This window comes from Novipirellula herctigrandis, from assembly GCA_007859835.1.
In the GTDB taxonomy this organism is placed as follows: Bacteria; Planctomycetota; Planctomycetia; order Pirellulales; family Pirellulaceae; genus Novipirellula_A; species Novipirellula_A herctigrandis.
The window spans coordinates 7486842-7511671 of the sequence record SJPJ01000001.1 but is presented as its reverse complement, the minus strand read 5'-3'; the positions used below and the strand labels follow the sequence as shown (position 1 = coordinate 7511671).

The 24830-nt window shown below is 52.4% G+C and carries 13 protein-coding genes and 2 pseudogenes; 6 read left to right on the top strand and 9 right to left on the bottom strand.

The window, feature by feature from the left end; genetic code table 11:
• Positions 1 to 246: 246 nt before the first annotated feature.
• On the bottom strand, positions 247 to 1077 hold the full coding sequence (locus CA13_RS27305) for a hypothetical protein (protein WP_146402105.1): 831 nt from the start codon (positions 1075 to 1077) through the stop codon (positions 247 to 249).
• 473 nt (positions 1078 to 1550) lie between these two features.
• Positions 1551 to 2846: a hypothetical protein gene (locus CA13_RS27300; protein WP_419194895.1), complete on the bottom strand. Its 1296-nt coding sequence runs from the start codon at positions 2844 to 2846 to the stop codon at positions 1551 to 1553.
• A gap of 61 nt (positions 2847 to 2907) precedes the next feature.
• Here CA13_RS27300 and CA13_RS27295 point away from each other — a divergent pair.
• Positions 2908 to 3300: pseudogene (locus CA13_RS27295) on the top strand (ISAs1 family transposase); the annotation flags it as partial.
• A gap of 680 nt (positions 3301 to 3980) precedes the next feature.
• On the opposite strand, the pseudogene CA13_RS36180 reads toward CA13_RS27295, so the two are convergent.
• From CA13_RS36180 to CA13_RS27280, 4 genes and pseudogenes are all read right to left on the bottom strand, one after another.
• Positions 3981 to 4481: pseudogene (locus tag CA13_RS36180) on the bottom strand (sulfatase-like hydrolase/transferase); the annotation flags it as partial.
• Entirely contained in the window at positions 4394 to 4945 is a 552-nt protein-coding gene (locus CA13_RS36175; RefSeq protein ID WP_473087514.1) for a sulfatase-like hydrolase/transferase, read from the bottom strand. The gene CA13_RS36175 and the pseudogene CA13_RS36180, both read right to left, overlap by 88 nt.
• 184 nt (positions 4946 to 5129) lie before the next feature.
• Complete coding sequence (locus CA13_RS27285; protein ID WP_146402101.1) at positions 5130 to 6635, bottom strand: DNRLRE domain-containing protein; 1506 nt, start codon at positions 6633 to 6635, stop codon at positions 5130 to 5132.
• Positions 6636 to 6677: 42 nt separating this feature from the next.
• Positions 6678 to 7214, bottom strand: coding sequence for a sigma-70 family RNA polymerase sigma factor (locus CA13_RS27280; RefSeq protein ID WP_146402099.1), 537 nt, complete (start codon positions 7212 to 7214; stop codon positions 6678 to 6680).
• A gap of 387 nt (positions 7215 to 7601) precedes the next feature.
• Between CA13_RS27280 and CA13_RS27275 the strand changes: the two genes are divergently transcribed.
• The 3 genes from CA13_RS27275 (at position 7602) to CA13_RS27265 (ending at position 13590) form a co-directional block, all read left to right on the top strand.
• The gene (locus CA13_RS27275) at positions 7602 to 8771 is read left to right on the top strand and encodes a DUF1559 domain-containing protein (protein WP_146402097.1); all 1170 of its coding nucleotides are present in this window, start codon (positions 7602 to 7604) and stop codon (positions 8769 to 8771) included.
• Positions 8772 to 9055: 284 nt separating this feature from the next.
• Entirely contained in the window at positions 9056 to 9253 is a 198-nt protein-coding gene (locus tag CA13_RS27270; protein WP_146402095.1) for a hypothetical protein, read from the top strand.
• 65 nt (positions 9254 to 9318) lie between these two features.
• A complete protein-coding gene (locus CA13_RS27265; protein ID WP_146402094.1) occupies positions 9319 to 13590 on the top strand; it encodes a sulfatase-like hydrolase/transferase in 4272 nt (1423 codons plus the stop codon).
• Positions 13591 to 13700: 110 nt separating this feature from the next.
• Here CA13_RS27265 and CA13_RS27260 read toward each other — a convergent pair whose 3' ends face one another.
• Entirely contained in the window at positions 13701 to 13970 is a 270-nt protein-coding gene (locus CA13_RS27260) for a transposase (protein ID WP_419194894.1), read from the bottom strand.
• Between the two features lie 525 nt (positions 13971 to 14495).
• On the bottom strand, positions 14496 to 14837 hold the full coding sequence (locus tag CA13_RS27255) for a hypothetical protein (protein WP_146402091.1): 342 nt from the start codon (positions 14835 to 14837) through the stop codon (positions 14496 to 14498).
• Between the two features lie 521 nt (positions 14838 to 15358).
• Here CA13_RS27255 and CA13_RS27250 point away from each other — a divergent pair.
• Together CA13_RS27250 and CA13_RS27245 are read left to right on the top strand one after the other, a co-directional pair.
• On the top strand, positions 15359 to 21238 hold the full coding sequence (locus CA13_RS27250; protein WP_419194893.1) for a DUF1559 family PulG-like putative transporter: 5880 nt from the start codon (positions 15359 to 15361) through the stop codon (positions 21236 to 21238).
• Positions 21239 to 21286: 48 nt separating this feature from the next.
• Positions 21287 to 23800, top strand: coding sequence for a dockerin type I domain-containing protein (locus CA13_RS27245; protein WP_146402087.1), 2514 nt, complete (start codon positions 21287 to 21289; stop codon positions 23798 to 23800).
• A 404-nt stretch (positions 23801 to 24204) separates the two neighbouring features.
• Here CA13_RS27245 and CA13_RS27240 read toward each other — a convergent pair.
• Positions 24205 to 24830, bottom strand: a 626-nt coding sequence (locus tag CA13_RS27240; RefSeq protein ID WP_419194892.1) for a C1 family peptidase, incomplete at its 5' end; no start/stop codon positions are given.

The following is a 24830-nucleotide window of genomic DNA, read 5'->3' as shown; positions in this document are numbered from 1 at the left end:
GCTAAAGAAAGATTGATCGTATTCGCTAGAGAATATCAAACCAAGTCCCGAAAAACGACCCCCTTCCCCTTTTCCTCTTTGGAACACCGACTTTCTCGAAAAACTCCTATTCGGAGCGTGATTTTGATGCGATGGCCGTGCCCCCTTCCCCTTTTCTACTCCTAGCAAATCCCAAGTAGTAAGGCAAAAGACTTTGGATGGCCCCTTCTTGGCCTCCTAAATGCTATGGCCCCAGGATTCCCTGCACTACGGAGCCATCGCTTCAATAATACTTCTAAGATCCCTAAAGGATTGGGCTGATAACAAATCTCCGTTTTCGAAAGGAATTGGAGGCAGTTTAAGCTCTGGAAGCTCCGCGATCACAGCACCACTTTCCCCTGTTGTCCAATGGTATCCATCTGCCGCAACGACGAATCTATGAGTCTTTACCCAGTCAAGGACAAGCAAGAAACGTTTTCTCGTCATATTCCGTGTAAAGGTCTCGCCGTACGAGACATCGTATCCTAGCATCAGAGAAATAGAAACAAAACACAAAGTGTCCTGCCAAAAAAAATCGTCGCTTTGGCTCTCATAGCGTTCTTTAATTCCTGCAAATGTGAAACCAATCACATCTACCTGCGATACTGTCGGATGTTTTGGAGCAATGACAAGCAATCCACTCCAAGCAACCAGTCGAATATATCGATCACGAAACGATCTGTCAGAAGATATCCGGTAAATGATAACTTTCGCCGCTTCTTCATATGGCCCTGTAGCCCGTGATTCGTGATGTCGTTGCCCCCATGTTGGAAGCAGTAACGCTGGCTCGACCAAAAGATGAATTATTGCGGCGGCCTGATCATTTAGATCCCATGCCGCAGCAAATTTCGCAGCATCCTCTTTTCGTTCGTGTAGCGGTGAATACTGATGGACGTTTTCCAATATCTTTCCCAAGTCCGGCTCTGCTTCCGTCTTGATCCTGGAAACTGCTTTCGAGATGCAGTCACATTCACACGCACTCTGTGCAGATGTGATCTGCGTATACATCAAAAAAAGTGGAATAACAAAGAAAAAGTTATAGTCTCTTATAGTCGCCATCGTTAAAATCCTCGCAACCACCCAGTAAACCGGTGCCAAATTTCCCATTTGTATTTGCAAAACTATATGTTGCGTTTTGTCCGCAACAACAACGTTGCTGAATAACACCATAGTTTCCCGGTTTGCACGAATAGTTACAAGACCCAAACGGGATCATAAAGTGACCTCCAGCTTTCACGCAAATCATTGCCGAGCATGATGATTTCTGCCCATGCTTTTCACGACTTGACCAAGTCACCATCTTACAGCCATGGAACCGAAGGGGCCATCCAAATGTTTAACCTAACGAACCGTTGCTAGCAACGAACAGGAGAAAGGATGAGTTGTGCAGCATGCTTTTCTAGCAACGGATCAAAACTTGGATGGCCCATTCTTGCCGCTAGGCAGCCAAAAAGAAAGCGTGAGACAAGAATCCTGTCTCACGCTATGGAGTGATCGAATGTGGTTGTTTAAGGGTGAACGATAATTTGCTTTCACTTACCCGTTTGGCTTTCCCAAGGCTGTCCGTAATCCTCCACGAGCTTGACGTATTCCGCAACTCCAGCAGCTAAAAGGGATACCCGCCGATGCGGATCATTGAGCTGCATAATAAAATCTCGAAAATCAGACGGCGGAATACGTTTGGTTCCAAACAAACTAAAGGCCGCAAGTTCTCCGAATTCACTTTTTGAGAATCTGTTCATATAAGCAATTGCCTGTAGGGTCCGGCCGCAACTAATAAGTCCGGCCACAATTGCATTTGACTGTCTTTTGCAATAATTAGCTGGAATTGCCGAAAAAGAGCCTCTGCCAAACGCGAGGTCTTCCAAATCATTTCCCCGTCTTAAGTAAGTAAGAAAAAACGCAGTTGCTGGAACGGCATCCTCCATTTCCGCATCTTCACACGTGATGAGTTGCAGAATACTCTCAACTATTTCGTTCGTTTCTTCAAATAACTGAAGGCCCGAGCATTTCAATCCTTTCGATACCAACAACATCTTCATATCATTGCCGCAGTTACTGGTTTGTGTCCCGCTTGCAAACCATTGAGCAAGTGGCTCAGTATTGACCAGCTTTCCAAATTCTAGCTCGCTTCGTAAAATGCCGCGCCAATCACGTGGGATGTTCTCAAGTAGATAGTCGGCAGTTGATTTTTCAGAAGCATCGATAGCAAGACTATGAAAGCTTCTGTCAGCGTCTTTCGTCTCCGCAAAGGAACTGACAATGATGGACGCCGATTCGAAATCACCGTTTTGCATTGCACAATACGCCGCTCGGCGAAGCCCCTCGCCTCGCAAGCTAGAATCACCAATGATATCCGCAAGAAACAATGCGGACTCGTAAGATCTTTCTGAAGCTAATAAACCTACCGCATCACTGAATATACTGTCACTTGATTGACTCGACAAAACTTCTTTAACAAGCCAACTACTACGCCTTTTTCCTAAGTGCCCTTCGGTAACTGCAATAGTCAATAGAAACTTAAGGCTTTGCTCGGGTGTGCTTCTAATTATCTCCGTCGCACGAGTTACATCTCCCATTGAGATTGCGGCTTGCACTCCGGTTGACAATACATCCAAGCTTAAAATCGGAGTTGGCAAAAAATCATACTCAGTAATATGCTGCTTGTAGAGTTGTTGGATGTCAGACCGCCCCCCACGAGCTACTTGGGCTTGTGCGTAACTCGTGTCGGTTAACGTGCAAAGAACTGAAAAAGCTACAAACACTTGCAGAATCGACACCTTCCAGAAAGAAAAGGGGAAGGGGGTCATTTTTCGCATAAAAGCCAATGAATATTAACTTCTTGCTTCGGATAAATCTAAGGGGAAGGGGGTCGTTTCCAAGGACGGGATAACTGAAATACCAGCGTCACTTCGAGCGTTAACGGACCAATGGATGGGTGCCAAGAGCATCGGACAAGCGGTCACGAGTATCGAAAATGGCGAATCATGGTCGAGTGAAGTGCGTTACTTCCTGAGCAGTCGATCCGCCAAGGTAAATGAGTTTGCAAAATCGGTTCGAAGTCATTGGTCGATCGAGAGTATGCACTGGGTGCTGGACGTGGTGTTTCACGAAGATGCAAGTCGGATTCGCGAAGGTCACGCAATTGAAAACCTGAGCTTCACCAGACGGTTTGTAATTACACTGCTGAAGCAGGACACGTCGAAGTCGAGTTTGAAGAGCAATCGAAAAGCAGCCGGCTGGAACACCGACTTTCTCGAAAAACTCCTATTCGGAGCGTGATTTTGATGCGATGGCCGTGGATTGCACATCGTGCCGGGAGAATAGGCACGCGTGAACTGCAGCGATGTTTTGGCGAAGGCCTCGAAGGATGGCGTTTTCACGCCCGGATAGTTCCGCATGATCGTGGGGTAGTTGTTCAAGTCATCGATTGCAATGAACAGGACATCCATTTTGTCGGACAGGCTGTTGGACTGGGCGGCTTGATCGGGTTCCTGTGACTCGGGTGTGGTCTTCGCCTTGCCATTTTTTGCGCCACCACCCTGCTTCTTTTTCTGCTTTGAACCAGTGCCTTTCCCCCGAGCTTCCTTGACCATTTCGTTGCCGGTATTCATCCGATCGATGGCGGCCATCTCCGTGGCTTGCCCCTGGTCACCCTGCGACTTCATCCATTGGGCAAGTTCCGCTTTGAGCGTTTCGATCGTTTCGGAGTATTCTGGGTTCGCCGCGAGGTTGTCCTGTTCCAGCGGGTCGATCGTTATGTCGTACAGTTCAAATTCCGGTCGGTTGTGATAACGGTTGACCAGATTCGCAGCGTGCGGGTCTTCTGTCTTTGCACGAGCTACCCACTCTGCAAAGAACGCCTTCTTTTGGATTGAGTTATAGAATCGGGCTGCGGGATCAAGATTGTGAATCAGCTTGAATTGCCGCGACCGCACGGATCGAATTCCATAGTGGTCCGGCCCGCCAAAAATGCCGCGAGAGGTTTGGATTCCGAACACGTAATCTTTGTGATGATTCGTTTTTCCCGTCAGCACGTCCAGCATGCTTGTCCCGTCAAGGACTTCAGGAATCTCGCCGCCAGCTGCCTCAAGAAATGTCGGAAGCACATCGACATACTCGACCATTGCATCGCTGACCGCGCCGGCGGCAATCTTCCCGGGCCAGCGGACGATCATTGCGGATTGCAGGCCGTGGTCGTAGCAGGTCCATTTTGCGAACGGGAAACTGTTGCCCTGTTCGGAAACGACCATCACGATTGTGTCGTCGTCCAGTTGGTGTTTCTTTAGGAGGTTCAGGACCTGCCCCACTTGACCGTCATAGTAAGTGATCTCCGCGAGATAGTTGGAGAACTCCTCGCGTGTCGTTGGCGTGTCTACGAAATACGGTGGCAGTTGGACTTCGTCCGACGGGTAGGCGGAAGCATCGCCTTTGTTCCAGGGGGCATGCGGCTCGTTCGAGCAAACAAATTGGCAGAACCGTGTGCCGGTTTCTGAAGCTTCACGAAACAAGGTGTCGATTGCGTCCATGTCCGGATTCTTCTTCCCGGATTCTTCTTCCCGGAATACTCAAACGGGAATGCTTTTTCCGGGGAGATGTGTCGTTTGCCTGAGAGTGCAACGCGGTACCCGAGAGGCTTCAGGTATTGCACAACCGTCTGCACGCCGTCTCTGATAAACGTGTGGTTCGGGTACGCGCCGCTCTTCACGGGATACAAGCCGGTGTAGATGTTGTGCCGCGTCGGCGAACACATGGGGGCGGCTTGAAAGCACTGCGTCAGCCTCATACCTTCGCTAGCCAGACGATCGATGTGCGGCGTCATCGCTTGTCCGCCGTAGCAACCGATGTCTCGGAAGGTACAGTCGTCCGCAATGATGAAGACGAAGTTTGGCGAAGCCGCTTTGGCTGCTGGAAAACTGCACGTCATCAGGAGCGACAACATCGCGAGTTTCCAAAACACTGGTTCTGCGGTGGTGCGGTTCATAGGAACGTTCCTTTTGCTAGCTGTATTTTTTTTGTGAATCAACCCGTTGTCAGTTCGGCTTCCTAGCTCGCTATCCCAACTTTGATAGCGCCAGTCAACGATCTCGCTGATCGCTCCGTATTCCACGTCATTCGCCAGACGCTTGCGTCCCAATCAGTCGCAACGTTGGAGGCAATCCAGAAGGGTGCTCCTTACTAACGAATGCATGTACGAGTCCACCACCGTCCCAGGCTCGTTCTTGCGTCTCGCGGACGACGATCAGCGTGATGACTCCATTTATGTCAGATTCAATGAATTCGCGGATCCGGTCTCCTGAGATGCTAACGCTTCCGGTTTGCACACCTTGGCGAACTTCAAATGATCCCAGCGGAACAGTCATTCCAGACGCAACGGAGGCGGCTCCAGTATCATTCGCTGGAGCGTTTTGCCAATTGATCGTCTTCTCGTTCCAGTCATCGAAGGATTCATCGGCGAGGCCGTAGACTTGAAACGTGGCATCAAGCTGACCCGATACGTAGCCAAGGCCACTCGGGACGAGGTGGAGCCGAAGTTCAGCCTGCTCCAATTTGAATCCCTTCAACGATTCGATGTCGAATGCCAAATAGACCTTTCGATCCCATTGATCACGATGCACAACGCAGTGTTTTACGAGCAACATTTCTTGTCCTTCATACCCGCTTGAACGCTCTCTCCAAATGAAGGCGTCGCGGCCACGACCTTGGGCGGTGGAGATCAAGCATGATTCCATATTCTCTAGCTTATCTTCGGGATCGCCTGCTCGTGCCCCCAACGGCTCGGCATTATGGTCAAGACGTGCAATCTCCTTGTTTCCGACGTGCACGATCTCACGCTCTAGGAGTCTTTGCGATTCTTTGGACCGCTGGTCCGTGACGTTCACCTCGCCGGTTACAACATGGACCCTGGTGCTCCCGTCGTCTTCAACTCGTACGGCGAATTCGGTACCGAGGTCCAAGATTTCTGTCGTCGGAGTCGTCACTGTGTATTCGATTTCAGCCCCCGGAACGTGCGCGAGAAGCTGCCCCGAGTGAACTTCACAATCAGTCAGCGACTGGATAGTCATGGAAACAGGAGCCTCCAACGACAAACGCACGCCATTGTCGAAATCAATCTTGGCAAACCCTTCCAGCAGGTCGAGTCGACCTGGCGTCAGACGTGAACCCACGACGGTTGGCAGTGTTCCCGCACCCCATTTGCAATCGAGCGCGACGCTGATCGACGCGAACGCGTCTTCCTGAGAGTGCTCCGGCGATTTGAAACCTCCCCAAACAAATAACACCAAGACAGAAAGTGCTGTCGCATACGCGACATGGATCGTCCATCGTCGCCTTGTCGGTAGCGTCACGGTAGCATGATCGCCGCGGGCGTTTCTCTCGTCGAGCAGAGCATCAAGCATCATTTGCCTCGCGTCGTCGGGATCTCCCCCCCGCGCGGCACCAAAGTCTTCCATGCTTTCTCCCAAGTGCCCAACCATTGCCATGTAGTCTGTATAAAGGCGGCGCAACTCCTGATCCCCCATCAGCTCTTGCAATCGGGCCCAATCCGCATCGGAGATGGTTTGCTCTCGTACTGATTCACACAGTTCCAAAAGCTCGTCTCGATTCTTATTGTCCATCGCTGTTGCCTTCTTGTTGAAATCCTATACGGAGCGGAGGTTCTAAATCGCCACGGATTCATCTGTTGCGGACAACTTCCGCTGAGTGCATTCAAACAGGGTGTGGTGAATACGACGCATGGCTTTGTACATTCCCTCAAGCGGACGTCCGACCGCTTCAGCGACCGCCTTGATGGTAGCGCCCTCCTCGTACCGACGCTGCAAGAGATCGCGATCGACGGCGGACAGTTTTTTAACGCATCCCTCTAGCGCACGCAGTCGGCTATCCGATACAGCGTCTCGCTCCGTGAGCTCATCGGCCAAGTCATTGCACATTGACTCGTCGAATACCAGACGCCCTTTTCCTTGCCGACGAATTTGGCTTAGGACCTCCAGCCTTGCGATTCGGAAGGCCCATGCCGTGAAATCAGTCCCCAGCTCGAACGTGTCAAATTTCTGCCACAACACGACGGAGGTGTTCTGCATCACGTCCTGTGCCTGATCCCGATCAGGCAACAAAGTTAGGATAAACGTTTGAATGCGCCGCTGGTTGGCCGAGAATAAACGGACAAAATCCGCTTGCTTAGTTGAATCATTCATCTTGCACCCATGCAATGTGCGCAGCCAATTTGGCCCACGTTTTATAGGGGAAACGTCATCCGCCACGCCATCTGGAGGGCAATTATGAAAAATTGACCAGTCTTTTTCAACAACGATACCAATCACCGCGATTCTGTGCGACGTAATTATCCCGGTGTCAAATTTCTCCGATTTTTATCAATCTTACACACTCCAGACTCTAGTCTTCGCGACGTTTCCAATACGACACAGGGCCTGATTGTTGCTTCAGCTATGGAGCCGTTCATCGAAATGATGCATGACGTCCACGCTCAAGAAAACCCGACGGATGCCGTCTGCTAGAGAATCCATCGGCAGCGACACGACCAGGAATGCCCTCTTATTTAGTCGTATTCATTGGAGACAGAAATGACGAAACGAAACGCGTTTACTTTGGTGGAGCTGCTGGTGGTCATTGCCATCATCGGCGTCTTGGTTGGTTTGCTATTGCCCGCTGTCCAAGCTGCTCGCGAGGCGGCCCGACGCATGTCATGCAGTAACAATTTCAAGCAGATTGGCCTAGCGATGCACAACTATCACTCAACTTACAACCAGCTCCCCTCCAATGGGACTGGGACCGGCACGCCAAATGGATCTGGGACTTACGGCGGCAATCTGGTCAACCAAAGGCGTTTGAGCGCCATGGCTGGGCTGATTCCGTTCTTTGAGCAGCAGGCTCTCTGGGAACAGTTGTCCAACCCTCATTTGCCCGAGACCGGTGAGACCATTGATGACGCAGCCATTGCAACCGGGGCGGGTGCCTGGCCAGCGTTTGGTCCGCGAGTTTGGCGAGACCTGAATGAGTACGATCCTTGGCAAACTGAAATCCCTATGTTGCGATGTCCAAGTGATCCCGGTGTCTCACCAACGGGAAACGGTCAAACCAACTATGCGTTCTGTCACGGAGATGGCATTCTGCGTTTGGGCTACGAGGCTGGTAACAATTACATTGATCGCGGCGTTTTCCGAGGAATGTTTCGGCCCCAGGTGGGAGGGCGGTTTCGTGATGTACTGGACGGCTTGGCGAACACGATAGCCATGAGTGAAATTGCAACCGATCTTGGTGACCGTGAAGCGAAGGGGTCCGTTGTTAACAAAAGTGAGTTCAATAACGCTGCGATGGGAACATCCGCATCACTTTGCGCTAATGTCGTCGATCCTCAACGACCCCAGTTTGTGGACGATGCTTACCAGCTTTGGAATACGGGTGGCGCGTCGCGCGGAGCGAGGTGGTTTGATGGCTTCATTATGATCAGTGGTTTCAATACAGTGCTGCCGCCCAATTCGCCGACTTGCCCATTGGATTGGGGAGTGGATTGGCAGTCGGGTGTTTTCAGCGCCGGCAGTCGCCATCAAGGCGGTGCACACGTTCTTATGGCGGATGGAAGCGTTCAGTTTATTACGGACTCAATTGAAGCTGGAAATCGTGAAGCCGACAGTATTTCGAGCAACTACAACAACGTAGGTCAAAAAAGCCCCTACGGCTTATGGGGTGCCCTGGGAACGAAAGCCTCGAAGGAACAGGTCGAGCTTCCCTAGTGCGGCACGGCCGCAAGCGAAGTGAGCTACCGCTCGGCGTGTATAAACCCACTCCCGTTGGTCGCAAATATCTCGCCAAAATGACATATAAACTGCCCGACAACTGAAGTAGTCTAAATTGGCACGTTGCGGCAAACAATTCACCATCGACGAGCGAGGGACAGCATTCTCCCGCTCCAACCTTCTGGCTCATTTTCCAAAGGCCGGACACGATTCGGCCTCGTGTTTCCATGTGGCGTTTTGGCAGAGCGTCATCGAATTCCTAAACAATCGGACGATAATAAATGACAAATCAATTCTTGGCAGCGTCTTTGCTTCGCGCAGCGATCATTCCCGTTATCATTGCATGTGGCCTAACCATGGGGGGATGTTCGAAGGATACTCAGGCGAGAAAACTCACCCCTCCTGGTGATGTTGACTGGGACGCAATCAACGCTCAAGCCGAAGCGGAAAATGCGGCATCGAGTACGACCGAGGAGTGAGAAGGGGCACTACGTGCCCCTAGTTGTTCCTTTAACCCAAGTGATCGCTAACGTGAGTTCAAAACATGATCCGTTTCTTTATTTGCCTTGTCATATTGCTCGGCAACGTCGCTCCAGCCAGTGAGCCGAACCACGTTCAGCAAGTTAGCCAACCTAATTTCGTCTTTATTTTGACTGACGATCATCGCTGGGACAGCTACGGGGCACCAGATCTTCAACGCATCCACACACCGAATCTCGACAGCATTGCTGACAATGGTACTCGGTTTGAAAACGCGTTTGTCACTTTGGCGATCTGCTCGCCCAGCCGAGCCGCCTGCCTCACCGGACGTTATGGCATTGCCAACGGAGTCACGTCGTTTGGCAATGTCTCTCTCAATGAGGGCGAAACGACCTTTGCACACGCACTTCGCAAAGCAGGCTATGCAACGGGAGTTACGGGCAAATGGCACCTCAAAACGACGCCCCAGGAATGTGGCTTCGACTTTGCGTCAACTTGCTGGTCAAACGGTACGTGGTACGACCGCAAATTCACAATCGACGGCGAGTCCAGGAATATGCCCGGCTTTGTTGACGATGTGACGGCCGATGAATCCATTCGGTTCATTCGCCAGTCTGTGGATGCCGACAATCCGTTTGTGTTGTGGATGTGCACCCAAGTGCCTCATATGGACAGCAAGCACACGTGGCCCGCCAAGCAAGCGTATCTCGATCGCTATAACGTCGATGAGATGCCATTGCCCGAAACATGGAATGACGATCTCGATGGTAAACCCGAGTATCTCAAGTCCGCTCGCAATCGCACACGGGCATTAGAATACGGTTACGACAATCCGGCGAAAATTCGCAGCCACATCCGCGACTATAGTGCCAGTGTCGAACAAATGGATGCTGCGGTTGGCCGTGTGTTGGATGAACTCAAACGCAGAAAACTGAAAGCGAACACATGGATCTTCTTCATGGGCGACAACGGCTGGATGTTGGGCGAACATGGCATGACCAGCAAAGTCTTGCCGTACGAAGAATCGATGCGAGTTCCAATGGCGATCTCGGGGCCGGAGACGAGACCGAATGTTTCACAGGACCTGGTGCTGAACATCGATCTGACAGCGACGATTTACGGGTTAGCTGGTTTGCCTGTTCCAGGATCGCTTCACGGACGGAGCTTGCTTCCGATCATTGCCGGCAACACACCTGACGATTGGCGAAAAAGTTTTCTCTACGAAGCTCCCACGCCACAACTGGGTAGTCAGCCGTTGTGGGCAGTTCGCGACGCGAAATGGAAATACGTCGAGACGCATGTAGAAGGACACGCCGATGAAGTCTTCGAGGAACTATACGACCTTGACGCAGACCCCATTGAACGAACCAACTTAGCCGGCGATCCCGACTTTAAAGATGCCAAACGTGAACTGTCCAAACAACTAAGCGTGCATCGAGAGCGTATTCAGGATTCACGATATCGCCTTACCGTAAAGCGTAAGAACACGCCAACTGTGCAAAGTCAGCCAGAACAATCGTCGGAATTATCACCCAAGCCATCTCGCACGGATATCCAGATCAGCGGCGTCTACCCGCACCTGACGACCTACGGTGTCTATAGCCAGAACGGCGGTCATGACAAATCGGGACACAACGAATGTGGCATCGGAGCAGTTGTGCCATGGGCCGGCAAACTTTGGATGGTCAACTACGCTCCACATCAACCGAGAGGCAGCGAGCACAAGCTGTTCTCGATCGATCCAGATCTTAGCAAGCCAATGACCATCCATCCAGAAAGCGTTGGTGGCACACCCGCAGGCCGGATGATTCACGAAGAGTCCAATCAGTTGTTGATCGCCCATCATTTGATCGACTCCGAAGGAAACGTACGCACGATCCAGCCAGCAGACATGCCCATTCGCGTCACCGCGATCGCGCGGCATCTGAAAGATCCTGCGAACATGGTCTACTACGTCGACATGGAAGGTTCGATCTGGGAAGCCAACGTCCACACGTTGGCTGTGAAACGATTATTCAAGAAGCCAGTTCCCGGTTGGCACGGCAAAGGTGGCTACACATCACAGGGGCGACTCGTTGTTTCAAATAATGGAGAACATCGCGTCGGCGACTACAAAGATCTCCGCGCAGGTGGCGAGGCAAAGACGCCGGAAGAACGAGGTGTGTTGGCTGAATTCGACGGCACGAACTGGACGATCGTTGAAAGAAGGCAGTACACCGAGGTGACTGGACCAAAAGGAATCACCGGCGGCAGCGACGGCAACGATCCAATCTGGACCATGGGCTGGGACCGCCGTAGCGTTCGATTGAAAGTCATGGACAACGGAACATGGCACACCTATTTGTTACCCAAGGCGGCATACTGTAACGATGCCCAACATGGATGGTACACCGAATGGCCGCGCATTCGTGAAATCACCGATGGCCACTGGATGATGGATATGCACGGGATGTTCTTCGACTTCCCAAAAACGTTCTCTAGTAGTAACTCGGCGGGCATCCGACCGATCGGAAGCCATTTGCGATATGTACCGGACTTCTGTGAGTGGAACGGCAAGTTAGTGTTGGCTACCGACGAAACCAGCATCCAAGGCAATCCGTTTGCTGGACAACCGCAAAGTAACCTATGGTTTGGGACTTACGACGACCTTAAGAAGTGGGGGCCCGCCAGTGGATATGGCGGACCATGGATCGAAGATGAGGTGAAAGCCGATACACCCTCTGATCCGTTCCTCATCGCCGGTTTCGATCACCGCATCCTGCACCTAGCGATCGGACGAATCAAACCGGTCCCCGAATCAATCCTACGAACCACCGATCAACTGCCGATCACTGAGTTGCCCGAATCACTCGCTCGCATCCCGCGCGTCACCATTCCTCGTGGCGACTGGCGAAAACCTGCGGAAGGCTTGGAGCTCAAACTCAGTCAACCGGCGACCGTTTACGTCGCCGTCGACGGTCGCGGCGAATCGACATTGTCGCCCGATTGGAATCAAACTGACCTGACGTTGAAGTGGGGTAAACTGGTGCAAGACCGCATTTATGCTCGTGACTTCCCAGCCGGAAAGGTCTCGATACCGGGCAATTCGGTTGAGCATTCCACGGGTGCGTTTGGATTGCCACCTATCGCATTTATCCAAGTCGACGGCGGTTCCGCCGACTCCGTTTCGTCCGTCGGTAGAGCTTCGGTAGAGATGCCGATTCAACGCGACACCTCCGAGTCAACAACCGGTGTTCCGGTTCACATTACTCTGCAGGTAGACAGAGATGGCAACGATTCTTGGACTGACTTGGAAACGATCGAGTTGGCTGTTGGTGACTCCATTGCAAAGGTGCTCCCCGGAGACCTGGATGCAGAGTGGTTGCGATTGGTCGCGAATCGTGACTGTGTGGCCACCGCCATCCTGCACCAAACAGCCAGCCAATTCATCGATGGCGACGCTGCAGAAAATAGGACGCTATTCGCTGGCCTTGCCGATATCGGCGAGGACGCCCTAGCCAGTCTTGTTTTCCCGGCAAAACGCAATCGAGACCTGCGAGTCATCACCGACGACGGCCGCAACTTCGATTTCACAAAGGCGGACTTTGCGTTCGAACCAGACAACCCCGACGCAAAACTTGCTACGCTGCTACACGTTGAACCGGAGTTTTCGACCGACGACGCATCCGTCATCTTGAACCACGGCGGCAAACGACTGCGTCTGCCCAAAGGTGACGCCGCCTACGACAAGCCATTCGCATCGGGGTGGCCGCGAGCGTCACGAGAAGTCGAATCCGAGCGTCATCTTGCCAACATCCACGGCACGTTCTACGAAGTTCCGCTGGTCACCAACGGTGCGCCACCCGCATGGAATCTGATGCGCCCGGTGTCGAGTCACTCGAAACAGATCACGGACTTCTGTTCCTGGAACGGTTTACTTGTGCTTTGCGGCGTCCGTGCGGATGCGGCCACCGACGGTCATGTCTTCCGCAGCGAGAAACATCAAGCCGGTCTGTGGTTCGGCGGAATCGACGACCTCTGGAAACTCGGCAAACCTGTCGGGAGAGGCGGTCCATGGCTGCGGACTCAGGTCAAACCGGGAATCCCATCGGATCCTTATCTATTGAAAGGCTACGACCAAAAGACCGTCACGATGTCTCACGGCGGCTCGAAACCAGTCCGCATTACCCTTCAGATTGATCTAGATGGAAACGACCGCTGGGTGAACCACCAACACTTCGACGTTCCAGCCGGCGAGTCTCTGCGGCATCAGTTTCCAAAGGAGTTTTCTGCTTGCTGGATACGGGCGGTATGCAATACAGAAACCTCCGCAACCGTTCAGTTCGACTATCGCTAGCGGTCGGCAATTAGAGCCGCAATTTCGGCATGATGAATCAATCGTCCCTACATCGCGGGGACTATGGGAAGGGAAAGAATGGTCCATCTGGGGTTATCGTCCATCTGGGTTTATCGTGCATAGAGATCCAGTCCACCGCAGTAAAAACAGATCACCGTTTTGAAGTTTTCTCGGTCGCGATAGCCACCAACGCGAGGCTTGATTGACATGATTTTGCTATTGATGCCCTCGGCAACTGCATTGGTAATTCCATGAGTGCAGTAACTCATCCCGTTGGCTAATCGATCGCGGATTGTCCTGGCGACTTTCTTCAACGCAGCTAATTTGGTGTGAATCACACAAGCAAGAAAGGGCCATCCATTAATCTTCTCAGCAAGCAAGAAAGGGCCACAGGGCGATCAAATGGGACGGGGGTAGTTTTCGAAAGCAACGACTAGCTGCACCGAAGCGAAGCGAGATTGAAACGGTATCCATTTGGCTCGACCCTTAAGCAACATCATTCGATCACTCCATAGCGTGAGACAGGATTCTTGTCTCACGCTTTCTTTTTAGCTGCCTAGAGCTGGCAGCTTGCTGCCGCCGAAGTAGTTACCCCAGTGTGACTTGGGTAACGCTCGGTGTTGATGAGATCCTTGCAAGCGGCTCGTGGTGCGTTGACTGGAGTTTCGCTTCGAGTGACCCAGGTTTTGACGCATTTGCAGCCAGTTTTGAGATGGTTTTTGCACGCCAAGCATAACGCTAGCTGCAGCGGTGCTTTGACGCTTCGCTTGTTCGGTTGCAAGACTTCGTGCCAGAGTAGAAGCAACATCATGCGGCCTCCCGTTGCTTTGCTGGTGGGCCGCGTGGCGAAGCAGCGGCGGCGTCGTGGGCGATCAGTTCGGCATAACGGATGCGGACGGCGTCCATCACCGAGTCGTGGGGCTTGTCCAGCCTTGATAGAGCGATTGGATCAACGGGTTACTCGTTCCACGCCGCGTCTGATCCCGGACGACTCGGGCAAGCAACTTCAACCAACTGCGGGCCGTGTCGAGACCGGCCGCGATCGGTTGTGATGTCGCGTCGTGCAGTCGAGGGGCCAGAGCCAGGACCGACATCGTCAGTGCCGGGTCAATCGTTTGCACCGTCTGCCGAGGACGCTCGCACTGAGGACAGATCGATTGATGAAGGGGCGGATCGAAGGAAGGTACCTCCGGCAGCGTGGTCTCGTCTAGCAACGTGTCACCGTCTTGCTGTTGACTCAGAATCAACCAACCTATTTGCTGCTCTACTCGCTGGGCCAGTCAGGTCAATGACACGTTGTCCGAGAAGGAACGCGACGCGCTTCGCGTTTGCGTCTAACGAGGCGGATCGCTAGGAGACGAAACCTGGACGAAATCCATCGCAAGACGTCTCCATCCCGCATCAACCATGCGTCACGAGGCCGCAAACCAGTGCGTTTTCCTGACCCAAACGCCAATATGCCTGACCTCTTTGTTTTTTTCGGTAAGAGAGGAATGCTCGACTGAAATGTTGCAAGCGTTTGCTTCGTTGACGCCCATCTCATCGCGAAAAATTTGATTCGGAATGGCAAGTCTGTACAATCGTCTCGTCTGCAGGCGAAATGGTTAGCTCATCTGCTGCGGTAAATAAAAACAGACTGCGTACGGGAAGTGCAATGGGAAGACGAAAACGGGGGCGTTCGTCCACACGGAAAGGCCGCGCATCCAATCGATGCGCATCAAATCGCCGCTCGCTGTCTCGCGGACTCGAATCGCTCGAACAGCGACACATGCTTGCCGCAACGTCCCCGGACCTATTCGCAGTCAACCCAAACAGCCAGCTTTACAGCGATGGTGGTGTTTTCGCAGCGGAAACGTGGGGAACACCAATAACCGATTCGGCGGGACGATCTGTGATCGATCTAACCGTGAATCCTGATGGCGATCAAGTCTATCGGCTTGAGTTTTTCGATGATCCATCACCAACATTGGATTTTCAAATTGGGTCGAAGCCCGCCCTGTTTGATCCGTGGATTCACCTAGCCTCCAACCATGCTTATCGCTTCGAAGGTGACACTAACCATATCCCAGCTGACCTCGCATTTGATCTAAAGTATACAGCACTCGATGCAGACGGCTTAAGTGTTTTGCCAATCCACGTCAACCAGTTTCCCGGTTCAACAGACACAACGCTAGTTCAACAAGTCGATCCAGGTGACGATTTTATCGTGGTTGCAGATGCAAACGGATGGAGCCACGATTCCGCTTCGACTGCATCGACCAGGGCATTAGCGTGGTACGGTTACGAAGACGCACTCGGAACGCGTTACGAAGACTATTCCTACACTCGCAATGTCCTTGGTGATCGGATCGAGGGTGCGTGGCAAGCGGACGGGATTTCCTTTGACACGACTCTCGGTGGCTATCGGATTGCACTTTCGACAGCTTGGTCAAGTGCAAGCTTGCCCGCCGGGACTGCGGTTCGCAACGCGATCGCGGACGGCAACCTTTTTTACTTGGATGCGTTGCTGTACAACCGGGCTGAAGATGCAAAGCTTAGACGGACAACGGCCGCCTTAGAGCAACTGAAAGTCTATTCCAATTTTGGTGACCAGCAGTGGGATCCACAAAAGGTTAAACAGGCAGCGATCGCACCTGGTGTGACATCGATCAAACTAGGGTCTACCTTGCCAATTCGCAATGCCACGATCCGCCATGACGGGGACGAAACCGCAGCGGGCCCAGCACTCTCAACCTTTGACGGTGACTTGCGTCATGTTGCTTCCCGATCTCTTGAAATGGTCGAGTCGGATTTACCAGTCACCGTTGACCCAAACCGATCCTACACGTTTGGCGTATTCGCGGGTGTTCACTCCATCGGCACTGGCGTTTTGGGTTCGGAAACACATTCGATTGGCTATACCGCATTTGATACCGATGGATTGCGAATCAATAGCGAGCATGTCGCGCGTTTCCCAGGTGCCGCTGACACGACGTTAGCGAGTGATCTTGCTCCCGGTGATAAACAAATGGTGCTTGCCAACACGTTTGGTTGGAACGGTAAAGGTACCGATCCAGCATCACGAACAATGGCATGGTACGGCTACGTCGACTCAACCGGAAAACTCTATGAAGACTACACGTACACTCGCAATGTAGCCGGAGATTCTGTGCTTGGCCTATGGCCAATTGGCGGGATCAATGGCAATACAATCCAGTTGACTCAACCGTGGGAAGGGCCCGCTCTGGCTGCTGGTACTGCCGTGCGAAACGCTGTCGGCGGACAGACTTTGCAAGCGATTCTTGTTGATGATTCAATGTTGTCAGCGACTCCCCAGCGTTATACATCGACTGCGATCACAGGGACGTGGACCGAGGGGAATCCGGACGCAACCGCATTCCCCCCAGGGACAGAATCGATTCGTCCGGCAGCCATCTTTAATCAATCTAGCTTTACGCAAGACGACATCGTCACACTTGAGTCGTTTTCAGTGAGTCAAGTTGGCGAAAATTTGGTGATGCCTTCGCCGATAAGTCAGCAATACACATTGCAGTTTGATGTCCTCGCTAATGATTTGATTTCGCATACCGCGGACGTTGAATTGGTGAGCGCGAGCAGCTCGCAATTCGGCTCGGTGACTATTCTCGGTAACGGTTTAGTGCAATACGCATCCGCGCCTTGGTTTGTCGGCAAAGATCAGTTCACCTACACCGTGGAAGATCTGTCGAATGGTCAACGGTGGACCGAAACAGTGTCGGTGGTGATTCGCGGCAGCAACGTCGACCAGGAACCACAGCTGCTGCGGGACTTGTCAGAAAACGAATCCAATCAACCGATCGCACGAGAACCGATCGCGTTGGATGATAACGCCAACGCGGTGGGGTATCGTGTGGCAGCCGGGCAGACGCTAGTTGTGGACGGCTCACGAAACCCTCGTTTGCTTAACAATGATAGCTGGACACGCTTGGCTCCGGAGCATGCCGCATCCGTTTCACTGCTACACGAACCCCAGCATGGTGTTTTGAGTTTTAACTACGACGGCACCTATTCGTACACCAGTGATCCACAATTTGTTGGTCTAGACTATTTTCAATACGCAATCTTTGATGGTTTGAGAACCGATACCGCTACGGTCTCGATTGAGGTGGTCGCAGATAGCGTTTCCGTCGTTCGCCGGAATTTGAATGTACTTGCCCTTGGGATGCATGACTTCCACGGCGCATACCATCAGCTTCCCGTTCGCGATGAACCCGAATACTTGGATGAAGAAGGACGCCCTCACCTCAGTTGGCGAGTGTTTCTGCTTCCATTTCTAAATCACCACGAACTATACAACCAATTCCATTTAGACGAGCCCTGGGACAGTCCTCACAACCTGACGTTGCAAGACAAGATGCCAGATATTTATGGCGACGGTCTCGCGTCCAGCGACTTCGAAACGCGCATTCAAACATTGACTAGCCACTATCTAGCCCCAGACGATCGGTATGGACCAGTCGGCTTCAAGCTGGATCGCCCCGGCATACAGTTTCGAGATGTCCGTGATGGGCTGACCAATACTCTGCTTCTGGTCCAAGTTGGCGAGGAAAGGTCGGTTCCTTGGACGGCCCCTCTGGATGCTCCATTTGATTACGACGCTCCCCTCAGTACACTTGGCGAAATTGCCCCAAACGGCGTGCCAGTGGTGATGTTTGATGGGACGACAGCAATCTTGCCGGCGGACATCGATGCAGAGACATTTGCGAGCCTTGCGACTCGGCTTGCTTTTCCAACCGAAGCTCTCGTCGACACCGGTACTCTATCTCGACAATTTGATGCAGAAGCGTGGGACGCAAAAGGATCGAGACAAGATCTAAATTTTCGAAAGATAGGCATTGCATTTCAAAACTATCAAGCGGCCTACCGCGAATTCGCTCCCAACAACGGTACCAGGGGACGTGATTCCGATGGGCATTTTCAACTCAGTTGGCGAGTGTATCTGTTGCCGTTTCTGGATCACCAACAGTTGTGGGAGAGATTCAATCTTGATGAGCCGTGGGATAGCCCAAACAATATCGTGTTGGTCAACGAGATGCCAGATATCTTTCGAAGTTATGGTGATCTAGCTAACAGCAACATGACGAGAATCAAGACCGTTGTAGGCGAAGGTGCCGCCTATGGGCACAATGCGGACGGCAGTGATTACTCCCCCTCGTCAGGTGACTTTCTAGACGGAACTTCTAATACGTTTCTCGTCTTGGAAACGGGCCCGGACCAAGCGGTTCCCTGGACGCAGCCTGACGAATTTCAGTTTGATCCGGCGGCCCCACTTGCGAACCTCGGCAATTTGCCTGACGAATTTTTTCGGGCGTTGATGGCTGACGGTTCAATTCTAAAATTGCCCGCCAACATTGACAACGAACTGTTTGTCGCTCTTGCTACGCGTGCATCGAGTTCATTCTATGCGCCGTTGCCTCGTCCGATCGTCGAGGGCATTGATGCAAATACACTGCGACGACGGTACTCAGACCGAAATCCTACGGTACTTTCCGATTATGGTAGTAACCAACTCAGGCAAGTCACACTTGGATGGCACAATTTTCATGCGGCGTTCAACCAACTGCCAACGCTGCCTGATTCCTCCCACTACGACTCGGAGGGCAAGCCATTATTAAGTTGGCGCGTCCATTTGCTTCCCTTTATCGGCTTCCGACCTTTGTGGGAAGAGTTTCATCAAAACGAGCCTTGGGATAGTCCGCACAATTTATCCTTGCTGCCCTACATGCCAGACATCTTCCGAAGTGTGGATGACCAATGGGACAGCGTAACGACGCGCATCCAAACTTTCGTTGATGGGGGTACAGAGGAATTCGGATTTACCGATGGGGCCCCGTTCAGCTCATTTGGTATGGGACCGCATTTCCGCGACATGCTTGATGGCCTGAGCAGTACCATCTTAATGGTTCAATCGGGCCAAGACGTTGCGGTTCCCTGGACAAAGCCTGCCGATGTTACCTTCGACCGGAATGCACCACTTGATCAACTTGGTGACATCGGCAGCGATTTTTTGACGGTACGCATGGACGGAAGTGTTCAACTGGAACGTGTCGGTGATGACCTCGCTCGATTAATCACGCTGATTAGGCCGCGCGATCGAACCGCCCTAACCTATCGCAGCGACGCAACCGTGATGCGATCGGAAATCATGGAATCGGATGAACTTGGCAAGATTGATGTGCATATTACCAAGCAAGACATCGAACTCAGGTCCGTCGTCGACACAACCATTGACATCGTGGTTGCTGACCCTTCCATCCTGAGGGTCTTTCCGACATCGCTAACATTCGATAACGATAATTACGAATTGCCACAATCCGTCACGTTCCAGGCAATCGACAATGGATTGGTTGACGGGCCAAAATCAACCACCGTTACAATCGGAGACCAATCGTTTGAAATCACCGTGATAGATGATGACAGCTTCCATTTGGTGCTCGATCGTTCGCTAGTGGAGGTGGATGAATCCGGAACCCAAGTGATACGATTCGTTTCGTTGGATGCAGCGCCAATCGGCGATGTGGTCATCGACTTGTCTTCCGATGATCCCGACGAAGTCGCTGTAACTCCTGCGACGCTTACCTTCAACGCGGCGAACTGGGATCAGGCACAGCCTATGATGTTAGCCGGTGTCGCGGATGACGCATTGGTTGACGGTGATCAACACACAATCATTCGCATTCTCGTCGACCCGTTGTCGAGCGATCCTAACTTCGCCCAAGCGACGGCGCAGGTCGCTGTGTTGAATCGTGACATTAATGTTGCCGACTTCCTGGTGGCCCCAAGTGCTCAAGCAACGGCAACGGAAGGCGACATTCCTCTGGAACTCTCTATCCAATTGAGTAGTCGCCCAACAAGCAATGTCATTGTCGATGTTAGCGTGGGAGATTCAAACCAACTTCTTACTTCAAAAACATCAATTATTTTCACTCCCTTGAATTGGGACCAAACTCAGCATGTCGGTATTTCCGCCATTGATGATCTTCTAGTCGACGGGAATTTCGTATCAAACGTCACATTTTCGATCAATCCCACGTCTGCGATTGCGTTTAGGTCAGTGGACTCGCAGATCGTTGAGGTTGTTGTCGATGACAACGACGTCGCTGGCTTTACCGTCATCGAAACGTCCGGTCGTACTGTCGCCTCAGAGTCTGGAGACGAAGACAGTTTTTCGGTCCAATTATCGGCAGCACCGCTAGACGATGTGTTGCTCCGCGTCGAGTCGGATGACACTAGCGAGGTGGGGCTATCGACGACGAGCCTAGTGTTCACCACGGCCAATTGGAATCAACCGCAAACCGTCACGGTTTCGGGCATTGATGATGATTTGGTTGACGGAGTGGTCGCATCCACGCTTACTGTCTCGGTCGACGCCAGTAGTGATGCTGCGTTCCGGTTGCTGCCTTCCCAAACGCTCGCGGTGACCACCACGGACAATGATCTGGCTGGTTTTACGGTCAGCCAGACGGGCGACAGCACGATCGTTTCGGAAGCGGGCGATCAAGATAGCTTTTCGGTTCAGTTGTCGGCCGCACCACTGACAGATGTACTGCTGAAGATTGAATCTAACGATGCTAGTGAGGTGGGGCTATCGACGACGAGCCTGCTATTCACCACGGCCAATTGGAACTAACCGCAAATCGTCACGGTTTCGGGCATTGATGATGATTTGGTTGACGGAGTGGTCGCATCCACGCTTACTGTCTCAGTCGACGCCAGTAGTGATGCTGCGTTCCGGTTGCTCCCCATCCAAACGCTTGCCGTCACTACAACGGATAATGATCTGGCTGGTTTCACAGTCAGCCAGACGGACGACAGCACGATCGTTTCGGAAGCGGGCGATCAAGATAGCTTTTCGGTTCAGTTGTCGGCGGCGCCGCTCACAGATGTACTACTCCGTGTCGAGTCGGATGACACTAGTGAGGTGGGGCTATCGACGACGAGCCTGCTATTCACCACGGCCAATTGGAGCCAGCCACAAACCGTTACGGTTTCGGGCATTGATGATGATTTGGTTGACGGAGTGGTCGCATCCACGCTTACTGTCTCGGTCGACGCCAGTAGTGATGCAGCGTTTCGGTTGCTGCCCATCCAAACGCTCGCCGTGACCACCACGGACGATGACGCGTCCGGTTTCTTCGTCACTCAGTCCACTATGACCGTTGACGAGTCAGGTTCTTTCGAGACATTTACGGTGGTGTTGACAGCTGAACCAACGGCCGATGTGGTCCTGAATGTCGTCAGTGCTGACGTTGAAGAAGCGTTGGTTGACCATCCGACGTTGACATTTAACCCCACAAACTGGAATGTCGCGCAAACGGTTACGGTGACAGGTGTCGACGAATCGATCGATGACGGTGATCAAGCAACGGTTGTGTCTGTATCGGTTAACGGCGAATTCAGCGATGATGTGTTCGATCTGTTAGCGGAGCAGACCGTCAATGTGACAACGACAGACGATGACGCGGCTGGTTTTGCCGTCAGCAATTCCGCCGTCACCGTTGACGAGACCGGCTCACTCCAAACATTCACGGTTGTGTTGTCGTCCGAGCCAATTTCCGAGGTGGTGTTGGATATCGTCAGTGCTGATGTTAGCGAGGTGTCCGTTGACCGTACGACGTTGACGTTCACTCCCGCAAACTGGAATGTCAATCAAACGATTACCGTCACAGGAGTCAACGATGCAATCGACGACGGTGACCAAGCGACAATGGTTACGGTTTCGGTGATCGATCCGCTCAGCGATGTCGTGTTTGGGCCGTTAGCGGAACAGACCGTCAACGTCACAACAAGGGACGACGATGTGGCCGGAATTGGACTGTCGCAGAGTGACGATTTGACGGTCGTTGGCGAAACACATTCTTCGGACGCCGTCGAGTTTGCTTTGACAAGCCAACCGCTTGGTGATGTGGTGATCGCGATCGCGGTGGATCTGGTGGACGAGGTGTCGTTTGCGCCTTCCACGTTGACCTTCACGCCGGATGATTGGGATGTGAGTCAGGAGGTCACCTTTACCGGCAAGTCGGATTTAATCGATGATGGAGACCAAACGATCTCTGCGACCGCGTCAATTCAATCAGCCGGCGCCGATGAGAATTATGCTGCACTAACCGCTTTGCAATGGAACGTAACGAACACCGATCGGCCTTTGTTTGAATTGAATGTGATCGTCGAAGACAGCATTTTACGTGTTTACGAATCTGCGAGTGGTGATCTGATCTCTGAGAAGCTGGTTGCAGCCAACACGGCGACCGAAGTTGTCACGGGTCAGCGGGACGACATCATCGTTGTTTCGCCGTTGCAGGATGGTGTAACGACAACCGTAAAAACAGCCGCAGGTAATGACCGTGTCTCATTCCGTCCTCCGGACATGGGGCAATTTGATGGTGGTGATGGAATCGATACCGCAGTCATCCAAGGCGACGGTTCTACACTTGACCTAAGCAAATCGGAAACGCAGCTCCAAAATGTCGAGCGAATCGATCTTCGATCAACGGGCACTCAAACGCTTGTCGCTACGATTGAGAATCTGAAGCTGGTATGGGGTGACGAAGCAATCCTTTTTGTTCTGGCCGATCAGGGGGATGTGCTTAAACTCGGTCACGGTTGGACAATCTCGCAGCCCGCGTTTGACGGCGAGGTTCTTTGGCATCGACTGGTGAGCGAATCGTTCACCCTCACCTTGTCGAACGATCATTTCTGGACGAATCCACTCAACCCGAATGATGTTGACCGCAGTGGTGACGTCACGGCTGGGGACGCCCTAAAAGTGATCAATCGCCTGAGCGAACCGGGTGGCGGAACACTGGAAGTTTCCGAGACCGATTTTCCACCCCCGAATTATCTGGACACGTCCGGCGATGGTGAAGTCACCGCGCTGGATGCTTTGCGAGTGATCAACTACTTGAGTGACAACGGTAGTAGCGGTGAAGGTGAATTCGTTAGCAGCGCGACTCTCTTCGTTAGAGATCCAGCCGTTAACAGTGATCGTGAACCGCAGGTGTATCCATCAGCGATCAACGAGTTTGGAATTGAACCATTAACAACGAAGAGAAATATTGACGCCACAAAGACGCATGTCCAGCCGATGGAGCTAGTACAAGTCAATGATCAGGAACGAGGGGAGTCCTCTAAGGCGACGGAGGCAACAACTCTCGAATTTCTTGACCAAGTCTATGCAGATTGGAGAAGATAGCCTCGCCGCGTGGAGCGTTGCGAAGGCAAGTGCCGACAGTATCAATCGAACAGCTTCGAAAATGCCCCCCTCTTCTTTGGGCATTCGGAAACGACAAGGGGACCATCCGTCACTCTTTGCCCTACGGATGCAGGCTGCCAAGATTCCCTGTCAAAACCTTCGGTCCATGATATCGCGACGCGACGAAAACCACGCCATCAAAGCGCTGATCAAGTCGAGTCATTGGCCGAACCACGTTGGCGGCTGAACGCCATCAGCTGGCGTGCCCCGGGCGGTGTCGACCTATGGGTGTTGAATCAAGCGGGGCGAGAATGTCCGAGCGTTTTGCTCGTGATGCAGATCGACGTGGTCAAGGATGGCAATGGGGGAACTGCTAACTCGCTCGGAATAGCGGCAGTCCAGATCTATTCACAGCCGATCCAAGCAGCGTCGTTCATATAGTTCCGCACATACTCGTAGCTCAACGCGCCGTTTTGAGTGCCATTACTCGAATTTTTTATCAAGAAGACGCCGCCGCCTCGCTGCGAAGGGTCTTCCCTGAAACCGACCAGGAGGACACTATGTCCATCAAAAACCTCATCACGCGAGGCCATTCGCAATACGGCGCCGTCCCATTCCTGTTTTCTAGGCCACAGAAAGCCGCCACAAACGGGCCATTGCTTTCTCAACGTCTCTTTGACATCGGCAAACTGCTCATCGTTTAATCCTCGATTGGGATCCCACGGCTTGATCCAGTGCAACTGCAAACCCGTCTCGCCAAGCCGTCGAGCGTTGTCCAACGCCGCTTGCGAAGGTTGCGACTTTGGGTCGAAGTCCGTTTTGTAAGGCATTTCAGCCTCGTTGCAGATTCCGTACTGCTCGAAACCCTTCCAAAGATCGGAAAAGAAACCACCATCGCGTTTGTCTTGGATCGCACGGTTGGAAGCCCAGTTCAAAAACTCAATACTCAACCGTCCGTCGGTCCCCTGTTGTTTGCCAATGGCGTACTCGATTGCGTGAGTCACGGTGAACACCGAGCAGGTTCCGCGGT